At 73.9% G+C, this 16,094-nt stretch carries 14 protein-coding genes; 7 read left to right on the forward strand and 7 right to left on the reverse strand.

Annotated elements, in window-relative coordinates; all coding sequences use genetic code 11:
- Positions 1–7 precede the first annotated feature (7 nt).
- The 4 genes from ACWDBE_RS15605 to ACWDBE_RS15620 all read right to left on the reverse strand — a co-directional run bounded on the left by ACWDBE_RS15605 (position 8) and on the right by ACWDBE_RS15620 (position 5,947).
- Positions 8–1,720: a (2,3-dihydroxybenzoyl)adenylate synthase gene (locus ACWDBE_RS15605; RefSeq protein ID WP_449808268.1), complete on the reverse strand. Its 1,713-nt coding sequence runs from the start codon at positions 1,718–1,720 to the stop codon at positions 8–10.
- Positions 1,717–2,928 (reverse strand): isochorismate synthase DhbC, encoded by a 1,212-nt coding sequence (dhbC, locus tag ACWDBE_RS15610; protein WP_449808303.1) that lies wholly within the window; start codon positions 2,926–2,928, stop codon positions 1,717–1,719. The genes ACWDBE_RS15605 and dhbC overlap by 4 nt, the downstream gene beginning before the upstream one ends.
- Before the next feature lie 193 nt (positions 2,929–3,121).
- Positions 3,122–3,904 carry a 2,3-dihydro-2,3-dihydroxybenzoate dehydrogenase gene (locus ACWDBE_RS15615; protein ID WP_449808269.1) on the reverse strand — a complete coding sequence of 261 codons (783 nt, stop codon included), beginning with the start codon at positions 3,902–3,904 and terminating at the stop codon, positions 3,122–3,124.
- A gap of 774 nt (positions 3,905–4,678) precedes the next feature.
- Entirely contained in the window at positions 4,679–5,947 is a 1,269-nt protein-coding gene (locus ACWDBE_RS15620; RefSeq protein WP_449808270.1) for a CapA family protein, read from the reverse strand.
- Between the two features lie 337 nt (positions 5,948–6,284).
- On the opposite strand from ACWDBE_RS15620, the gene ACWDBE_RS15625 reads away from it, so the two are divergent.
- From ACWDBE_RS15625 to ACWDBE_RS15640, 4 genes are all read left to right on the forward strand, one after another.
- A complete protein-coding gene (locus ACWDBE_RS15625) occupies positions 6,285–7,091 on the forward strand; it encodes a universal stress protein (RefSeq protein ID WP_449808271.1) in 807 nt (268 codons plus the stop codon).
- A 197-nt stretch (positions 7,092–7,288) separates the two neighbouring features.
- Entirely contained in the window at positions 7,289–8,542 is a 1,254-nt protein-coding gene (locus tag ACWDBE_RS15630) for a M48 family metalloprotease (protein ID WP_449808272.1), read from the forward strand.
- A 30-nt stretch (positions 8,543–8,572) separates the two neighbouring features.
- Positions 8,573–8,995, forward strand: a complete 423-nt coding sequence (locus tag ACWDBE_RS15635; protein ID WP_392872236.1) for a MarR family winged helix-turn-helix transcriptional regulator — start codon at positions 8,573–8,575, stop codon at positions 8,993–8,995.
- A gap of 71 nt (positions 8,996–9,066) precedes the next feature.
- Positions 9,067–10,353, forward strand: coding sequence for a PP2C family protein-serine/threonine phosphatase (locus tag ACWDBE_RS15640; RefSeq protein WP_449808273.1), 1,287 nt, complete (start codon positions 9,067–9,069; stop codon positions 10,351–10,353).
- Positions 10,354–10,516: 163 nt separating this feature from the next.
- On the opposite strand, the gene ACWDBE_RS15645 is transcribed toward ACWDBE_RS15640, so the two are convergent.
- Positions 10,517–11,128 (reverse strand): hypothetical protein, encoded by a 612-nt coding sequence (locus ACWDBE_RS15645; protein ID WP_449788586.1) that lies wholly within the window; start codon positions 11,126–11,128, stop codon positions 10,517–10,519.
- 587 nt (positions 11,129–11,715) lie between these two features.
- Between ACWDBE_RS15645 and ACWDBE_RS15650 the strand changes: the two genes are divergently transcribed.
- From ACWDBE_RS15650 to ACWDBE_RS15660, 3 genes are read left to right on the forward strand one after another with little or no spacing between them, the layout of a single operon-like run.
- Positions 11,716–12,048 (forward strand): type VII secretion target, encoded by a 333-nt coding sequence (locus ACWDBE_RS15650; RefSeq protein WP_449808274.1) that lies wholly within the window; start codon positions 11,716–11,718, stop codon positions 12,046–12,048.
- Positions 12,049–12,050: 2 nt separating this feature from the next.
- Positions 12,051–13,310, forward strand: a complete 1,260-nt coding sequence (locus tag ACWDBE_RS15655) for an amidase domain-containing protein (RefSeq protein ID WP_449808304.1) — start codon at positions 12,051–12,053, stop codon at positions 13,308–13,310.
- Positions 13,311–13,314: 4 nt separating this feature from the next.
- The gene (locus tag ACWDBE_RS15660; RefSeq protein ID WP_449788588.1) at positions 13,315–13,836 is read left to right on the forward strand and encodes a hypothetical protein; all 522 of its coding nucleotides are present in this window, start codon (positions 13,315–13,317) and stop codon (positions 13,834–13,836) included.
- A gap of 244 nt (positions 13,837–14,080) precedes the next feature.
- Here ACWDBE_RS15660 and ACWDBE_RS15665 read toward each other — a convergent pair whose 3' ends face one another.
- Positions 14,081–14,854: a GNAT family N-acetyltransferase gene (locus ACWDBE_RS15665; RefSeq protein WP_449808275.1), complete on the reverse strand. Its 774-nt coding sequence runs from the start codon at positions 14,852–14,854 to the stop codon at positions 14,081–14,083.
- Between the two features lie 240 nt (positions 14,855–15,094).
- Positions 15,095–15,883 (reverse strand): SDR family NAD(P)-dependent oxidoreductase, encoded by a 789-nt coding sequence (locus tag ACWDBE_RS15670; protein ID WP_449808276.1) that lies wholly within the window; start codon positions 15,881–15,883, stop codon positions 15,095–15,097.
- Between the last annotated feature and the right edge of the window lie 211 nt (positions 15,884–16,094).

Genomic DNA, 16,094 nt, shown 5'->3' on the forward strand with positions numbered 1-16,094 from the left:
CGGTCGGTCAGCGGCCGGTCACCGAGGCCGCGATCGCGGCGCGCAGGTCCTTCTTGCTGACCTTCCCGATCCCGGTGGCCGGGAAGGCCTCGACGAACTCGACCCGGTCCGGCACCTTGAACTCGGCGAGCCCGCGCTCGCGCACGAACCGCTTCAACTCGAAGCTCCTCGGCGGCTGTTCACGGTGCTCGGCGTGCAGCACCAGGTACGCGCAGGTGCGCTCGCCCAAGTACGGGTCGGGCATCGACACCACCGCGGCGTCGTGCACCGCGGGGTGGGCGAGCAGGTGGTTCTCGATCTCCTCGGCGGCGACCTTCTCGCCGCCCCGGTTGATCTGGTCCTTGGCCCGCCCCTCGACCACCAGGTGGCCGGTCGGGGTGCGGCGGACCAGGTCCCCGGTGCGGTAGAAGCCGTCCGAGGTGAAGGAGGCGGCATTGTGCTCGGGCGCGTTCCAGTAGCCGCGGATGGTGTACGGGCCGCGCGTGAGCAGGTGGCCGGTGACGCCGTCGGGCAGGTCGCGGTCCTGGTCGTCGACCACCCTGACCTCGTCGTCGGGCGAGATCGGCCGGCCCTGGGTGGTGGTGATCAGCTCCTCCGGGTCGTCCAGCCGGGTGTAGTTGACCAGTCCCTCGGCCATCCCGAACACCTGCTGGAGCGTGCAACCCAGCACCGGCCGCACCCGCCGGGCCGCCTCCTCGCTGAACTTGGCGCCACCGACCAGCAGCACCTCCAGGCTCTCGTACCCGGTGGCGCCGCGCTCGGCGGCGTCCAACCAGAGCAGCGCGAGCGGCGGCACCAGCCCGGTGATGGTCACGCCCTCGCGCTGGATCAGCGGGAAGGCCGTCTCCGGGCCGGGCTGCGGGCAGAGCACCACCCGGCCGCCGGCGTACAGCGTTCCGAGCGAACCCGGCGAGCTGAGCGGGAAGTTGTGGGCGGCGGGCAGCACGCACAGGTACACGCTGTCCTGGTCCTGCCCGCACAGCTCGACCGAGCCGCGCAGCGAGTAGATGTAGTCGTCGTGGGTGCGCGGGATCAGCTTCGGCACGCCGGTACTGCCGCCGGAGAGCTGGAGGAACGCGACGTCCCCGGGTTCGGGCTCCCCGCCGGAGATCGTCTGGTCACAGGCCGTCGGGTCACAGGCCTCCCCGTCGCGGGCCTCCGGGTCGGGCAGGTCGCAGGGCACGTCCGCGAGCCGAACGTGCTCCCCCGGGTCATCGCCGGCCACCAGCACCAGCCGAAGCGCAGGGTTCTCCGCCCGTACCCGGCCGGCGAGTTCGCGGTAGTCGAAGCCGCCCTCGACGGTCGGCACCACGTACGCGGCCGCCTCGGTGAAGGAGCAGAAGTACCCGATCTCGGCGTACCGGTGGGCGGGCAGCGCGAAGACCGGCAGCGCGCCGATCCGGAAGAGTGCGAAGACGACCTCGAAGAACTCGGCGACGTTGGGCAGTTGGACCACCACGCGGTCCCCGGAATGGATGCCCCGGGCGCGCAGTCCGGCGGCCATCCGGTCGGCCCGGCGGTCGAGTTCGGCGTACGTCCAGCGCCGCTCCGTCGCCGCCACCGCGTGGCCACCCGGGTCGACGACGGCGGTCCGCTCGCCGTGCGTGGCGGCGCGCTCGCGCAGCATCCGGCCGAAGGTCTCGCCGCGCCAGTACCCGGCGGCCCGGTAGCGCTCGGCGAACTCGGCGGGATACGGGGTGAACCCGTCCAGCGGCGTCACCGGGCCACCCCCGCGGCATCCAGGAAGGTGCGGAACTTGGCGCTGGTCTCGGCGAGTTCGGCCTCCGGCCGGGACTGCTCGACCACGCCGGCGCCGGCGTACACCCGCAGCGTCCGCTCCTCCGCCTCGGCGCAGCGGATGGTGACCACCCACTCGCCGTCACCGGTCGCGTCCTCCCAGCCGACCATGCCGGTGTAGAGGCCGCGGTCGAAGGGCTCGACCTCGCCGATCACCCGGCGTGCCACGTCCGTCGGCGTGCCGCAGACCGCCGGGGTGGGGTGCAGCGCGCAGGCCAGCTCCAGGGCGGAGACCGCGGGGTCGGCCAGCTCGCCTCGGATGGTGGTGGCCAGGTGCCACATCGCCGCCGTCCGTACCAGGGTGGGCCGTTCGGGCACCTCCAGGGTGCGGCAGTACGGAGCCAGCGCCTCGCGGATGGCGTCCACCACGACGGCGTGCTCGTGCAGGTCCTTGGGCGACTCCAGCAGCGCGGCGGCGCGCCGGACGTCCTCGCCGAGGTCCTCGCCGCGCGGCACCGAGCCGGCCAGCGGGTTGGCCAGCACGGCCGTTCCCCGCCGGGAGAGCAGGAGTTCGGGGCTGGCGCCGATCAGGGTGCGGCCGCCGCCGGAGGGGACGGCGAAGGTGTGACCGCCGGGGTCGCGCCGGGCCAGCCGTTGCAGGACGGCGGGCAGGTCGAGCGGCTCGGCGGCGCTCAGCTCCAGCGTGCGGGCCAGCACCACCTTGCTCAACTCCCCGCCGCGCAGCCGCTCGACGGCCGCCGCGACGCCCGCGCCGTACGCCTCCGGCGCGGGCACCGGGTGGATCCGCCAGTCGATCCGCTCGGCCGGCGGAGCGGGCAGGGCGATCAGCGGGTCGTCGCGCAGCGCGCCGGCGGTGCGGACCCGGGCGGGGACGGCGAGTTCGACCCGACTGTCCCGGTCGAACGCCACCGCGCCGACCACCAGCGGCCATTCGACCCCGGCCCGAGCCGCCTCGGCGAGCGTCTCGGCGACCCTCACCGGCAGCGGCCGCCCGTCCTGCGGAACCCGGGCATGCACGCCGGAGCCGAGCAGGGTTCGGGTCGGCGAGGCGAAGAACGCCTCGTCGGAGCCGGCCCGGTACTGGCCGAGCAGTCCGCTGGCCGCTCCGATGACGGCGTGATCCGGGACCGCGGCGAGGGCGGTCGCCGGGGCGTCGGGCCCGACGGATATCGGCCCGGCAGGGGCGTGGTGCACCGTGGTCACGGCGGATTCTCCAGTCTGGGACGGTTCTTCGGAAGGTAGGAGGAGGGCCGGCGGCGCGCCGCTCAGGCGCGCAGGGTCAGAAGCAGGGGGTCAGGCACGCGGGGTCAGACACGCGGGGTCAGGCACGCAGCGTCAGGCACGCAGCGTCAGTCGCGCGGGCTCAGGCGCGCAGGGTCGCGCCGCCGTCGACGTACAGGTCGTGCATGGTGATGTGCCGCGCCCGGTCGGAGGCGAGGAACACCACCGCGTCGGCGATGTCGGCGGGCGCGGCGATCCGCCCGAGCGGAATGCCGACCCGCCAGGCTCCCAAGTCGCCGTCGATGACCCGGCGTTCGGCCGCCTCGGCGTCCTCGCCCCACAGCGCGCGCTGCATCTCGGTGTCGGTCGAGCCCGGCGACACCACGTTGCACCGAACCCCGGAGCGGGCGAGTTCCAGCCCCAGGCAGCGGGTGAACATGGTGGCCGCCGCCTTGGACGCCGCGTAGGCGGCCATCCCGGCCCGCGGCACCCCGGCGGCGTTGGACCCGACGGTCACGATCGCCCCGCGCCCGCGGGCCGCCATCCGCCGGCCGACCGCGCGGCTCGCGTGGAAGACCCCGGTGGTGTTGACGGCGAAGGTGTCCGCCCAGTCCCCGTCGGCGAGTTCGACGACCGGGGCGGTACGCAGGATGCCCGCGACGTTCACCAGCGTGCCGATCGGCCCGAGTTGGCCCTCGATCGACTCCACGGTCCCGTCCACCGCCCGGGCGTCGGAGACGTCCAGCACGTACGGGCGTGCGGACGGCACCTCGGCCACCAGGGCCTCTAGCCCTTCGGGGTTGCGGTCCACCGCCGCGACGACGGCCCCCTCGGCCACCAGCGCCCGCACCACGGCCGCGCCGATGCCCTGCCCGGCCCCGGTGACCATCGCGACGGCACCGGCGAATTCGGACTGTTGCTGCACAGGACATCCCTCCGACCAGCAAGATTAGGCAAGCCTAACCTAACACAGCAGTTCGCCCGCGCCGAGCGCCTGTGCGAACGTCAACTCGCCCCGGAGGCCCCCACGGCGGACGTCCCACACCAGAGCCGCACTCGGAGCCGCACCCGAACCTGCACCCGGACACGCCGAGGCCGCCCAGCCCTGGACGGGTCGAGCGGGCTCGGCGCCCTGTGGCGATGGCGCGGCGACGCGGGCCGCTACGGCAGGCGGCTCGCGAAGATCAGGGCGCAGCCGTCGCCCCCTCCGCCGTCCAGGCGCTCCGCACGGCGCAGGCTCGCGCGCAGTGCGGCGCGTCGGAAGGAGGGGTTTTCCGGGCGGACGTGGGCGGTCAGCGGGCGGTCGGGGACGTGGGCGGCCGCCCATCGGGCGACGCCGGTGACGGCCTCGGCGAGGCCCGGCCCCAGGAGGCGAGGGCGAAGCGGTGGAAGGGGTTGGGGATCGGCAGGCCCGCCGACTCCATCGGCTTGGTGCCGCGGAAGCCAAGCGCAGACGGGAAGTTGGGCGCGCGGACGGTCCGCTGGCGGTAGCCGTGGCGCTGCCGGACGGCGCTCCAGCGGTTGCACGGTTCTTCGACCTCGGCCTCGGCCCGGGTGGCGAGCGCATCCGAGGGCTTGTGGACGCAGGCGGCCGGGTCGCGACGGAGGGCCAGGGCGGCGTCGACGCCTGTCTCAGCGGGGCTCAGCGGGAAGAAATGACGGATCGTCAGCTCTTCGTGCCCGCCCCGTGGCGGGCACCCTAGCGCGGGACGGCGGGGGTCGTCGAAGCCTTCGCGGTACCCGAAGGAGCCTTTGCTTGAGGCGTGGAGCCGGGAGGCGGGGAGGCGGGAGGCGGGGAGCCGGGAGGCGTGGCAGGCGGAGCCGTCGAGCCCGCGGCAGCGGCAGCGGCAGCGGGTGCCGGGGAGAGGCCGGTGCAGCCACGCAGGCCGTCGCGGCGCTTGAGGGCGGCCTCGGCGGTGGCGCCGGTGACCGGCTCCGGGATGCCCTTGTCGTCGATGGTGGCCGGAGTGAAGGCCTCGCCCGTCACCTTGCCGTCGGCGGTGAGGGTGAGGGTGGTGACGCCGGTCTCGTTGGAGTTGGCGTAGTTGGAGGTGCCGTACCACAGGAAGTTGCCGAAGCCGTACCCGATGTAGGTGTTGCCGAGCATGCCCGAGCCGACCATGGTGTGCGCGTGGGTGCCGACCACGGCGGTGGCGCCGGCGGCGGCGAGCTTCTTGGCGATGGTGGTCTGCGGTCCGGTCGGGCAGGCCTTGCCCTCGTCGCCCCAGTGCAGGTAGACGAGCACCACCGGGGCCTGCTGCTTGGCCGTCTCCACCGCCTTGACCAGGGCCGGGACGTCCAGCGCCGAGGCGATGCCCGGCTTGTTGGCGCCGGCCCGCCACTTCTGGTTGGTGAGGTCCTCGACCTGGCTGGCGGCGACCACGGCGACCTTCACCCCGCGCACGGTGGTGACGTACGGGGCGTACGCCTCCTTGGCGTTGCGCCCGACGCCGACCACGGGGATCGGCGAGGAGTCCTTGGCGGCGAGGGTGTCGGTGAGGCCGTCGGCGCCGAAGTCCACGGCGTGGTTGTTGGCCATCGAGACGACGTCGACGCCCGAGTCCTTGAGCACCGACAGGGCCTTGGGCGAGGTGCGGAAGGTGTACGTCTTCGGCTCCGGGGCGCCGCGCCCGGTGATCGCGGTCTCCAGGTTGAGGACGGACAGGTCGGCGTCGGCGAGGGTGCGGGAGATCGGGCCGAGTGCCTGCTCGGGCGCCTGGACGGCCAGCCGGGCCTCGGTGCGGCCCTCGAAGTGGACGTCCCCGGCGAAGGCGACGGTGATGGTGCCATCGGGTCGGGGCGGGGCGCTCTTGCCCGGGGCCGTGCCGGAGGGCGAGCCGTCCGGTGCGGACGCGGTGGGCGGGGCGGGGGCGGCGGAGGCCGGGGCCGGGTCGGGGTCGTCCGGCCCACAGGCGGCGACGGCGGTCATTCCGACGAACAGCGCGACGGCGGCCGCGGCACGGCGCATGAGTGAATCCCCCCGAGGATGATGCAAGAGCGGTCAGCCTACGCCACCGAATCACCATCACTCGGGCCCGAGCCCGCAACATTCCGGCCACAAAGTATTCCGCCGACCCCCGGCCGGACACTGACGGGCGCCACTGGACCGCGCCGTCGGCCCATCCGTCCCTCTCGTCCCAATCGCCCCGTCCGACCCGGCCACCGCGTCCCTGGCGCGCGGGCGGGCGGGGCGCGCAGCGTGGTGTGCGGGGGCAGTGTTGGTATACGGGGGGCAGTGTGGTGCACGGGGACCGGCGCGGTGTGCGGAAGCGGGTCCCGCGCCTAAGGCCGGGAGGTGTGACGTGATGGACAGCAACCAACTCTCCCCCGCGGGCGGCGGTCGGCCCTCCGCCGAGGGCGGCGGCCGGCCCTCCCCCGCCCGGGAGCGCCGGATCGTGGTCGGGATCGACGGCTCCGCGCCGTCGAAGGCGGCCCTGCGCTGGGCGGTCGGCCAGGCCGTGCTGACCGGGGCGACGGTGCACGCCGTGGCGGCCTGGGAGTACCCCTCGCTGTACGGGTGGTTCGCACCGATGGTGGACGACGGGTTCGAACAGACCGCCAGCCGCACGCTGAGTGCCGAGATCGACGAGATCCTCGGGCCCGACCGGCCGGTGGAGGTCCGGGAGAGCCTGGTGCTGGGCCACGCCACCGACGTGCTGCTGGAGGCGGCCGACGGGGCCGATCTGCTGGTGCTGGGCAGCCGCGGCCGGGGCACCTTCGCCCGGACGCTGCTCGGCTCGGTGTCCACCCGCTGCGCGGTGCACGGCACCTGCCCGGTGGTGATCGTCCGTGCCGACGGGACGGCCGTCGCCCCACCGCAGGGCACGGCGGTGGCCGGCGGTGCCGAACAGGGGGCGCCCGGCCGCGTGCGCACCAAGGACTGGCAGCTCAGCCTGCACGTGGTCGAGGACGAGGACACCACCCGGGTGCACGCCGTACTGGACGCCGACGGCAACGTGCTGCACAGCGACGCCCGCTCCCGCCGCAACCCGCGCGACGCCCCGGCCCCGGAGGTCGGCGACGAGTTCGCGGTCGGCCGCGCCCTGGTGGACCTCGGCCACCAGCTGCTGCGCGCAGGCGTTCACAGCGCCACCGGGCCCACCGAGGAGTGAGCACCCGTCCTCGGACGGGTGCCGGGCGGTGGAGTGCGCGCCGACCGGTCGGGTGCGCCATGCTGGCACCGCCGGAGCAGCATCGAACCGCCGTACCATCACGGCGCTGAACCACTGAACCGCTGAACCGCACCGCACCACCGCCGTACCGCCGAACCGTTCCTCCCTCGATCCGACCGGAAGAGCCACACCCCGCCATGGACACCACCCCGGCCGCCAATACCCCACCCGTCGGCACCCCACCCACCGAGGCCCCGCCCACGGAGACCCGGGCCCCGGACTTCACCGCCGGCGAGCGCGCCCGGGGCCGTGCGCTGCGCCGAGCCCAGTTGCCGTGGGCGCTGGGCGGGCGGCTGGCGGGCCTGGCGCTGACCCTGCTGCTCGGCCTCACCCCGGCCGGCGCGGCCCTGGTGACCACCACCGGCGGCTGGTTCGGCGGCTCCCGGACGGCCGGCGTGCTGGCCGGAGCGGCGGCCCTGGTGCTGCTCGGCCAGGCGCTGCACCTGCCGTTCGGGGCCGGGGCGAGGACCGTCCGGGCCCGGTACGGGCTGGTGACCCAGGGCTGGGCCGGCTGGGCCCTCGACGCCGTGCGCGGCCTCGCGCTCACCCTCGTCCTCGTCCTCCCGCTCGCGCTCGGGCTGTCCGCGCTGACCGCCTGGTCACCGCAGCGCTGGTGGCTGCCGGCGGCAGGTGCGGCGGCGCTGCTGACGGCCGCGCTCTCCTTCCTCCACCCGCTGCTGATCGAGCCGGTGTTCAACCGCTTCTCCCCGATGCCTCCGGGGGAACTGCGCGCCGCGCTGCTGGCGCTGGCCGAGCGGGACGGCGTCCGGGTGCGGGACGTCCTGGTGGCGGACGCCTCCCGCCGCACCACCGCACTCAACGCGTACGTCTCCGGGTTCGGGGCGACCCGTCGGATCGTCGCGTACGACACGCTGCTGACCACCGCCGAGCCGCGCGAGGTGGAACTGGTGGTCGCGCACGAGCTGGGGCACGTCAAGCACCGGGACGTGCCGGTGGGCACCGCGCTGGGCGCGGTCGGCGCGGCCGTCGCGGTGGTCGTCCTCGGTCTGCTCGCCGCTTGGCGGCCGCTGCTGGACGCCGCCGGGGCGACGGACACGGCGGACCCCCGGGCGCTGCCGCTGCTGGCGGCGCTCGCGGCGCTGCTGGGCACGCTGTCGGGGCCGCTACAGTGCACGGTGAGCCGCCGGATCGAGGCCAGGGCGGACCGGCACGCGCTCGAACTGACCGGGGACGTGGAGCAGTTCGTGGCGATGCAGCGCAGACTGGCGGTGGCGAACGTCTCCGATGTCGACCCGCCGAGGGTGCTTGAGCTACTGTTCGCCACTCACCCGAGTGCGACCAGCCGGATCGCCGCCGCCCGCGCCTGGCAGGCCGCACCGGAGCAGCGGGCGCCGGAGCGACGCGTCACGCCGGGCGAATCTGTTGTATAGTGCAACAAATATCGAGGAGGTAGGAACGCCGTGCCCGGCCGCCAGTCGTCCATCGAGACCATCCAGCGCGAGCTGACCGCCTTCGCCCGCCGCGCCCGGCACAAGGCCTCCCAACTGCACCCCGACCTCTCCCTGGTCACCTACAGCATCCTCGACCTGATCACCGAGCGCGGCGGCTGCCGGGCAGCCGACGTGGCCGCGTACTTCATGCTCGACAAGTCCACCGTCAGCCGTCAGGTCACCGCCCTGGAGAAGCTCGGCCTGCTGGCCCGCGAGACCGACCCGGACGACCAGCGCGGCCAGATCCTGCGCGCCACCGAGGCCGGGCTCACCCTGCTGCGGGACGCCAACGAACAGCGCCGGCTCTCCTTCACGGCGCGCTTCACCGACTGGTCCGACGACGACGTCGCCCGCTTCGCCGACTACCTGGCCCGCTACGGCCAGGAGGGCTGACCGACCCCTCGGCCGGCGGGCCCGGCCCCTCCGGGGTGCGCAGGGCCACCTCCACGGTGTACAGAGGAGGAGTGCCCCTCCGGCAGCGTCCCGATGCGCCGCACCCGCCGCCCGCGCCGCGTCCCCCCGACCGCCGCCGCGCCTGGCGGCCCGACCGCCGGGTGCTGACGGCGCTGACGCTCGCGCTGATCGTGCTGATCACCGTGGTCGACCTCCTCTCCCCGCCGGACATCCACCTCGGCCCGCTGCTGATCGTCGCCCCCGCCATCACCGCTTCCTTCGCCAGCCCCCGGGCCACCGCCACGGTCGCCGCGATCGCCTTCGCCGCGCTGACCGTCATCGGCTCCGTCCGCGAAAGCCTGACCAGCACGAACATCGAGACCCAACTCAGTGCGCAGCTGATCGTCTCGGTGCTGATCATCGGCCTGCGGGTGCTGCGCGAACGGCACGAGCGCGAACTGGCCCGGGTGCGCTCGGTGTCCGAGGCCGCCCAGCGGGTACTGCTGCGCCCACTGCCCGACCGGATCGGACCGCTGCACCTGGCCTCCGTCTACCTGGCCGCCGAAGCCGAGGCCCAGGTCGGCGGCGACCTTTACGCGGCTGCCCGCACCACCACCGGCACCCGGCTGCTGGTCGGCGACGTGCGCGGCAAGGGCCTGTCCTCGCTCGGCGACGCGGCCCTGCTGCTCGGCGCCTTCCGCGCCGCCGCCCACCTGCACGCCGAGCTGCCCGACCTGGCCGCCTACCTGGACGGCAGCGTGAGCTGGGACCTCGCCCAGCTCGCCGAACAGTCCCAGCGGGACCGGCAGGAGCGACGGGAGCGACGGGAGCGGAGCGGGCGAGGCGACCGGGGCGAGCGGCAGGGCCTGCAGGCGCTGTCCGCACTGCCGCTCGCCGCGCCCGAGGAGCCTCCCAAGGAGAGCGGCGAGGCCGGAGAGTCCTTCATCACCGCCGTCCTGCTCGACATTCCCGACGACGGCTCCCCGGTCCGCCTGATCGACTGCGGTCACCCTCCCCCGCTGCTGCTGCGTCCCGACGGCATCACCACCCTCGCCGCCCGCCACCCCGCCCCACCGCTGGGCCTCGGCGAGCTCGCACCGGTGCGGTACGAGACGGAGACCTTCCCGTTCCAGCCCGGCGACCGGCTGCTGATCTACACCGACGGCGTGATCGAGGCCCGCGACGCCCAGCGCCGCTTCTACCCACTCACCGAACGCGTCACCGCCTGGCGATCCGAGTGCCCCACTGCCCTGCTCCACCGCCTGCGCCGCGACCTGCTCGCCCATGTCGGCGGCCGACTGGACGACGACGCGGCCATGGTCGTGGTCGAGCGACTGCCGAGAGGGGCGGGCGGCTGACAGATGACAGATTCCAGATGACAGATTTCGAAAGCTGTCATCTGAAATCTGTCATCTGAAACCTGTACGGCCCAGGCCCTCGCCCCCTGCACCACCTCCACCAGCCGGCCGACGAGGCTCTGCCACGGAGGTTTCGTCGGCGGCGCGTGTCGACGGCATCCGGTCAGCTGCAGCCGGGGATCGGGTTGGCGGTGGCGCTGCCCGCCTGGGTGAGCAGACCGCACAGGGTCGAGCGGGACACCTTCCAGATGCCGTTGTCGAGGACGGACTGGCCGGTCGCGCTCGGCTCCACCGCGTTGCCCTGGAGCGAAAGCGAGTACGTGACGGTCGCGTGGCTCGCGTCCGTGAGCGCGACGTCCTCGACCTCCACCTGCCCCTGGCCGACCTGCGGGTCCTGGGCGAAGCCCTGGAGCACCGGAAGCAGCATGTCGCCGTCCTGGAGCAGCCTGGCCTTGTCGGCGACCGACGTGCTGGGGTCGAAGAACCGTTCCCAGTTGCTGGTGACCTCCTCCTTGGCCGCGGCAGGGTCGGCGGGGGCGGTTTCGGCGGCGGTCTCCGTCGCCGGGGCGGACTCGGTGGCGGTGGCGGTGGCAGTGGCAGTGGCGGTGGCAGTGGCAGTGGCGCCCGTGGCCGCCGGGGACGTGGCTGCGGAGCCGGAGCCGCCGCCACCGCCGCACCCCGCCGCCGCACCCACGAGCAGCAGGGCGAGCAGCGCGCCCGCCGTCCGCAGAGCCCGGCCGCCGGTATCGGGGGTGCCGCTTCGCATCACATGCATGGTCGTCTTCCCTCTCGACTGCGCCGCCCGGGCCCCACTCTCGGCGCCCCGGACGCCGTTCCAGGCCGATCCTGGACACGTCTCACGTGACACCTTGAGGCGGATCCACGGCTGAATCGCAATTCGACGGAGAAATCACCCGTAACGCCCCGGGCGTTCGCCCGTCCGGGACTGGTTCCACCGAACTCGGGTTCCACCGGGGTCGGTTCTTCCGGACCGGCCGGGAGCGGGCGGGAGCGGGCGAGCCGGCTGCTCGCCGCGGCCGGCGCCGTGCCGTGCCGCGCACGCTCGGCCGGTACGGGACCTCCGGTGAACGCTTCGTCGAGCACAGGCCCCCCGCCCGTCCTCGGCCGTCATCCGCGGCGCGGCGCTGATCGCGCCCGGGGCTGTCGGGGTGCCCTGCGGTCGCCGCCCGCTCCGCCGAACCAGTGGCCGAATGCTCCGGGGACCGGCAGGATCGAAGGCAACCGGCCCTGCTGGATTACCTGTTCATGACTTCCAGATGACCCCTCCCTTCCGATCCGATGGCTACGATGGCCGCACCCATGTCGATCAGAGTCGACATAGCCGGGTAGGGGGAACTGACGGTGAATCACATCCACGTCCAGACGCATGCCCTGCGCCAGTCGGCGAACGGCCTCACCGAGGCCGCCAAGACCTTCGGGCCCGTCGGGCACTGGCTCGACGACAGCCACACGGCCGCCGACAGCATGTCGGCCTGGGGCTCCGGACCGGCGCTGAAGGACTGCGCTGACGCCTGGCAGGCCCATGTGAAGTCCGTCGTCGATCAACTTCACGTCTACTCACAGCAGTTGCACGATTCGGCCCACTCCTACGACCAGGCCGACCAGGAGTACGCCCGCCGACTCGAGTCCGCGCTCAACGACCTCGGCGGCGCGGCGACGGAGCAGCAGCCGTGACGATGACCATCGCGGCGCTCAAGGCCGCCAACAGCATCGACGTCGACGCCGCCGCCGGCTCCTGGCTCGCCCTGTCCAGGCAGGCGTGGCAGGCCGTCAACGACATCCACGCCAACGGTGTCGACCCGCTCAAGGAGAACTGGAAGGACAAGGTCGGCGAGGCCGCCGGCCGCAAACTCCAGGAGCAGGCCGAGATCCTGGAGGCCGGCGCGGACATCATGCGCGGCGTCGTCATGGTCCTCGACGGGCTGAGCGCCAGCATCACCCGGGCCAAGCTCACCCTGAACTCCGCCCTGGACATGGCCAGGCAGTACGGCCTCACCGTCGACGAGTCCACGGCCACCGTCCACGGCAGCGGCGGCGCGGCGGCCTCCAACGACAACGTCGTCCAGGAGATCGACGCGCTGCTCCAGGAGGCGCTGCGCGAGGCCGCCCAGGCCGACAGGCTGGCCTCCGCCGAGCTGCGCAAACTCGCCGGGGCGACCTGCGAGACCGATCCGCGCAAGGCGCTGGACCAACTCCAGCGCGGAGCCTCACAGACCGAACTGTCCATGTACACCGGGGACATCCCCAGCGGGCAGGACCCCCGGCTGGTCAGCGACTGGTGGAACGCGCTGACCGACAACCAGCGCAAGCAGTTGACGCTCTCCGATCCCGTGACCCTCGCCAACCTCCCCGGCATCCCCGACGACGTGAAGGTGAGGCTGCGCGGCGGGCCCAACGCCAAGTACGACCGGGTGAAGACCGTGCAGTGGGCGCTGGAGCACTGGAACGACACCACCATCGACGTCTTCGACGACAACTGCACCAACTTCGCCTCGGAGGCGCTGCGCCAGGGCGGCGTGCACGCCAAGTGGGACCAGTGGTGGGGCTGGCGCGGGGACGACACCTGGGGGCGCAGCGACGACGCCGGCGGCGACTGGTTCGACCAGCGACTCGACTACTCGAAGAGCTGGGCCGGGGCGCAGAACATGCACGACTTCATGATGCGCCACGGCGGCCAGGAGCTCCCTCCGGACGAGGTGAGGCCCGGGGACATCGTCTACTACGAGGAGGACTCCGACCAGGACTCCCAGGACAAGAAGGGCGTCGTCCACCACACCGCGGTGGTGACGGCGGTGACCCCGGACGGGGACATCCGCTACACCCAGCACAGCGGCGGCCAGCAGAACGCGAGCCTGGGCGGCCGGATCGACAGCTTCCAGGAGCAGCGCGGGTACCAGAAGCTGCACTTCGTCCGCGTGAATCCGGACTGGTACTAGGCCTATGAATGAGGAACAGCGCTCTCCCCGGTGGCTGCGGGCGGGCGGCCCGCTGCTGCTCGGCTGCCTCGGGTGGGCGTTCGGCGTGCCGACGCTCCTCGCGGACGGCGACATCCACGCACTGGTGAGCCGCTGCCAGGACAGCCCCGGCGCCCCGGCCCACGTGCTGCCGCTCGCCTGGGCGGGGCTGGTGCTCGGCATCGGCACGGTGTGCTGGGGTGGTTGGCAGCTCGTCACCGCCGTTCGGCGCAGGACGTTCCGGATCGGCCTGGGGCACGCTCTGCTGTGCGTCCTGCTGCCGGTGGCGGCGATCGGGGTGCCGTTCCAGTACGCCCTCGCGCAGACCGCCGCGCACGACACCGGCACGCAGCGGAGCGCCTGCTTCGGACAGGGCCGGCTCACGGACGCTGTCGCTGCGGGCAGGACGGCTCCGGACACGGCGGCACCAGGTGCGGCGGCTCCGGGCGTGGCCGCCGCGGGTGTGGTCGGTGCGGCCGCGGCGCGTCAGGCACGGCTCCCGGCCTGATCGCCACCGTGCGAGTACCGGGCGGATGCCCGAGCCCGAGCCGGCGCCCAGGCCGACGAACGGGGACGGCACGGCCAGGCCGACGTACGCCGAGAGTCCCGCGCCGATCAGGTCGGCCGGTCGGCCGACTGGCCCAGGGTGGTCACGGCTCTCCTGGCCCCGGGTGGGTGCCGATGGCTCGGGACCAACCCGACTTCCGTCGGCTTCCGTCGTCCCCGCCAGGACCGACCGCCCCCGGCAGGTCCTACGGCTGGTGGACGTACGGCGTCGTCGTGCTCAGCCAGGCGAAGCCGAGGCGCTGCAGGATGGGCCGGCTCTGGTCGCTCGCGTCGACCTGGAGGTACTGGTAGCCGAGCTCGGCCGCGAGGCGGGCGCGGTGGGCGACGAGGGCGCGGTAGATGCCCCGGCCGCGCCAGTCGGGCGCGGTGCCGCCGCCCCAGAGGCCGGCGAACCCGGTGCCCGGGATCAGCTCCATCCGGGCGCCGCTGACCGGGCGGTCACCGGCCATCGCGACGACCATGCTGACCGTCTCGTTGCCGTGCCGCAGGTGGTCGAGCAGCCGCTCGCGCAGGTTGGGGTGCTCGGTGCCAAAGGCCTGTACGTGGGCCTCCATCAGCAGGTCCACCCCGGCCGGGTCGGTCACCGGGAGCAGCCGAACGCCCTCGGGCAGGGCGGTCTCGGTGGGCAGGTCCGCGATCCGGGCGATCATCAGCGCCTCGTCCGGCTCCGGGGTGAAACCGGCCGCCAGCAGTCGGGCGCCGAGGTCCGCGGGGCGGTCGTGGGAGTAGGCCTTCCACTCGAACTCCAGCCCCAGTCCGGCGAAGTGGCGCACCTGTGCGGCGATGGCCGCGTCCGCCCCGGCCTCGTCCAGGCCTGACCAGACCACGCCGTTCCAGCTGTGCTCCGGCCCCACCTGCCGGACCACCGCGCCGTCGCGCTCGACACGGCAGTCCGGGTCGGGCGGCGCGTTGCGTCGGAGTCGGTCGTCGAACAGGGCGAGCACTTCGTCATGATCCATCCGCTCACTCCAGCACGGCGCGGGAGCGCGCGCCATCGAGTTTCCGCGCCACCGGCCGCGAGCGGCGGGCCGGCGGGCGGACCAGGCAGGCGAGCCGGGCGGGCGCTGCCCGGGGCGCGGCGGGCGGGGAGGACCCCGGCGATCACGGCGCAGCCGAGTCCGGCCGGAGGGAGGGATCAGGAATCCGCACCGGGACGGCCCGCAGGCGCGCTTGTTGTGGCCGCAGCGCGGCGCCCGGGGTCACTGCGCCAGGTACCCGCCGTCCACCGGCAGCACGACCCCGGTGACGAAGGAGGCGTCGTCCGAGGCGAGGAAGAGGACGGCCGCGGCGACCTCGGCCGGGACGCCGAGCCGGCCCATCGGGTGCAGCTTCTCGATCGCCCCGAGGTACTCGGGTCCGCCGGGCTCGTCGTACAGCCGGGCGACCCGCTCGGTGGTGATGGTGCCGGGGGCGACGGCGTTGACCCGGATTCCGCGGTCGGCCCACTCGACGGCGAGGTGCTTGGTGAGGCCGGAGGCGACGAACTTGGCGGGCCCGTACACCGCCTGGCCGCGCTGGCCGGCCTCGCCGGAGATGGAGGACAGGCAGACGATCGAGCCGCCGGGCCGTTCCTGCGCCGTCATCGCCTCGATCGCGTACTTGCAGGTGAGGAACATGCCGCGGCCGTCCACCGCCATGACGTGGTCCCAGTCCTCGGCGGTGGCCTCGGTGATCTCCATCAGCGGGATGATCCCGGCGTTGGCGACCAGGACGTCCAGCCGCCCGTGCCGCTCGACTGCGGCCGCCACCATCCGGCGGGCGTCCTCGTCCCGGGCCACGTCGCCGACCACCGGGCTGACGGCGCCCGGGAGTTGCTCGGCCAGCCGGTCCAGTCCGGCCGGGTCCACGTCGGTGGCGACCACCGACGCACCCTCCCGGACGAAGCGTTCGGCGACGGCCCGTCCGATGCCGCTGGCCGCACCCGTCACCACACAGGAGCGGCCGGCCAGCCGCCCGGCCGCGGGGCTCCCCGCGTTCACAGTCACCATGGCGCGACTCTATCCAGTGCAGGGGCGGGAGTCGGGGCCCTCCGCCCGATGCGCCGGATCCGGCCGGTCGGCGGCTCAAATGCGGCCCGGAACACTCGGCGGCGGCACCACGCAGGGCGACGGCCGCAGGGAGCACTTGCGGCGGCGGTGGGAACGACAACGGCGGCCGGGACCGTCGGTACGGTCCCGGCCGCCGTTCGACCGGCGTGCA

The sequence above is a fragment of the Kitasatospora sp. NPDC001132 genome (assembly GCF_053598415.1).

Excerpts from the sequence above, each read along its gene's own strand:
- ACWDBE_RS15620 (WP_449808270.1), bottom strand. The coding sequence starts at position 5,947 with ATGCGCCGTGCCGCGGCCGCCGTCGCGCTGTTCGTCGGAATGACCGCC.
- ACWDBE_RS15625 (WP_449808271.1), top strand. The coding sequence starts at position 6,285 with ATGGACAGCAACCAACTCTCCCCCGCGGGCGGCGGTCGGCCCTCCGCC.
- ACWDBE_RS15630 (WP_449808272.1), top strand. The coding sequence starts at position 7,289 with ATGGACACCACCCCGGCCGCCAATACCCCACCCGTCGGCACCCCACCC.
- ACWDBE_RS15645 (WP_449788586.1), bottom strand. The coding sequence starts at position 11,128 with ATGCATGTGATGCGAAGCGGCACCCCCGATACCGGCGGCCGGGCTCTG.
- ACWDBE_RS15655 (WP_449808304.1), top strand. The coding sequence starts at position 12,051 with ATGACCATCGCGGCGCTCAAGGCCGCCAACAGCATCGACGTCGACGCC.
- ACWDBE_RS15660 (WP_449788588.1), top strand. The coding sequence starts at position 13,315 with ATGAATGAGGAACAGCGCTCTCCCCGGTGGCTGCGGGCGGGCGGCCCG.
- ACWDBE_RS15665 (WP_449808275.1), bottom strand. The coding sequence starts at position 14,854 with ATGGATCATGACGAAGTGCTCGCCCTGTTCGACGACCGACTCCGACGC.
- ACWDBE_RS15670 (WP_449808276.1), bottom strand. The coding sequence starts at position 15,883 with ATGGTGACTGTGAACGCGGGGAGCCCCGCGGCCGGGCGGCTGGCCGGC.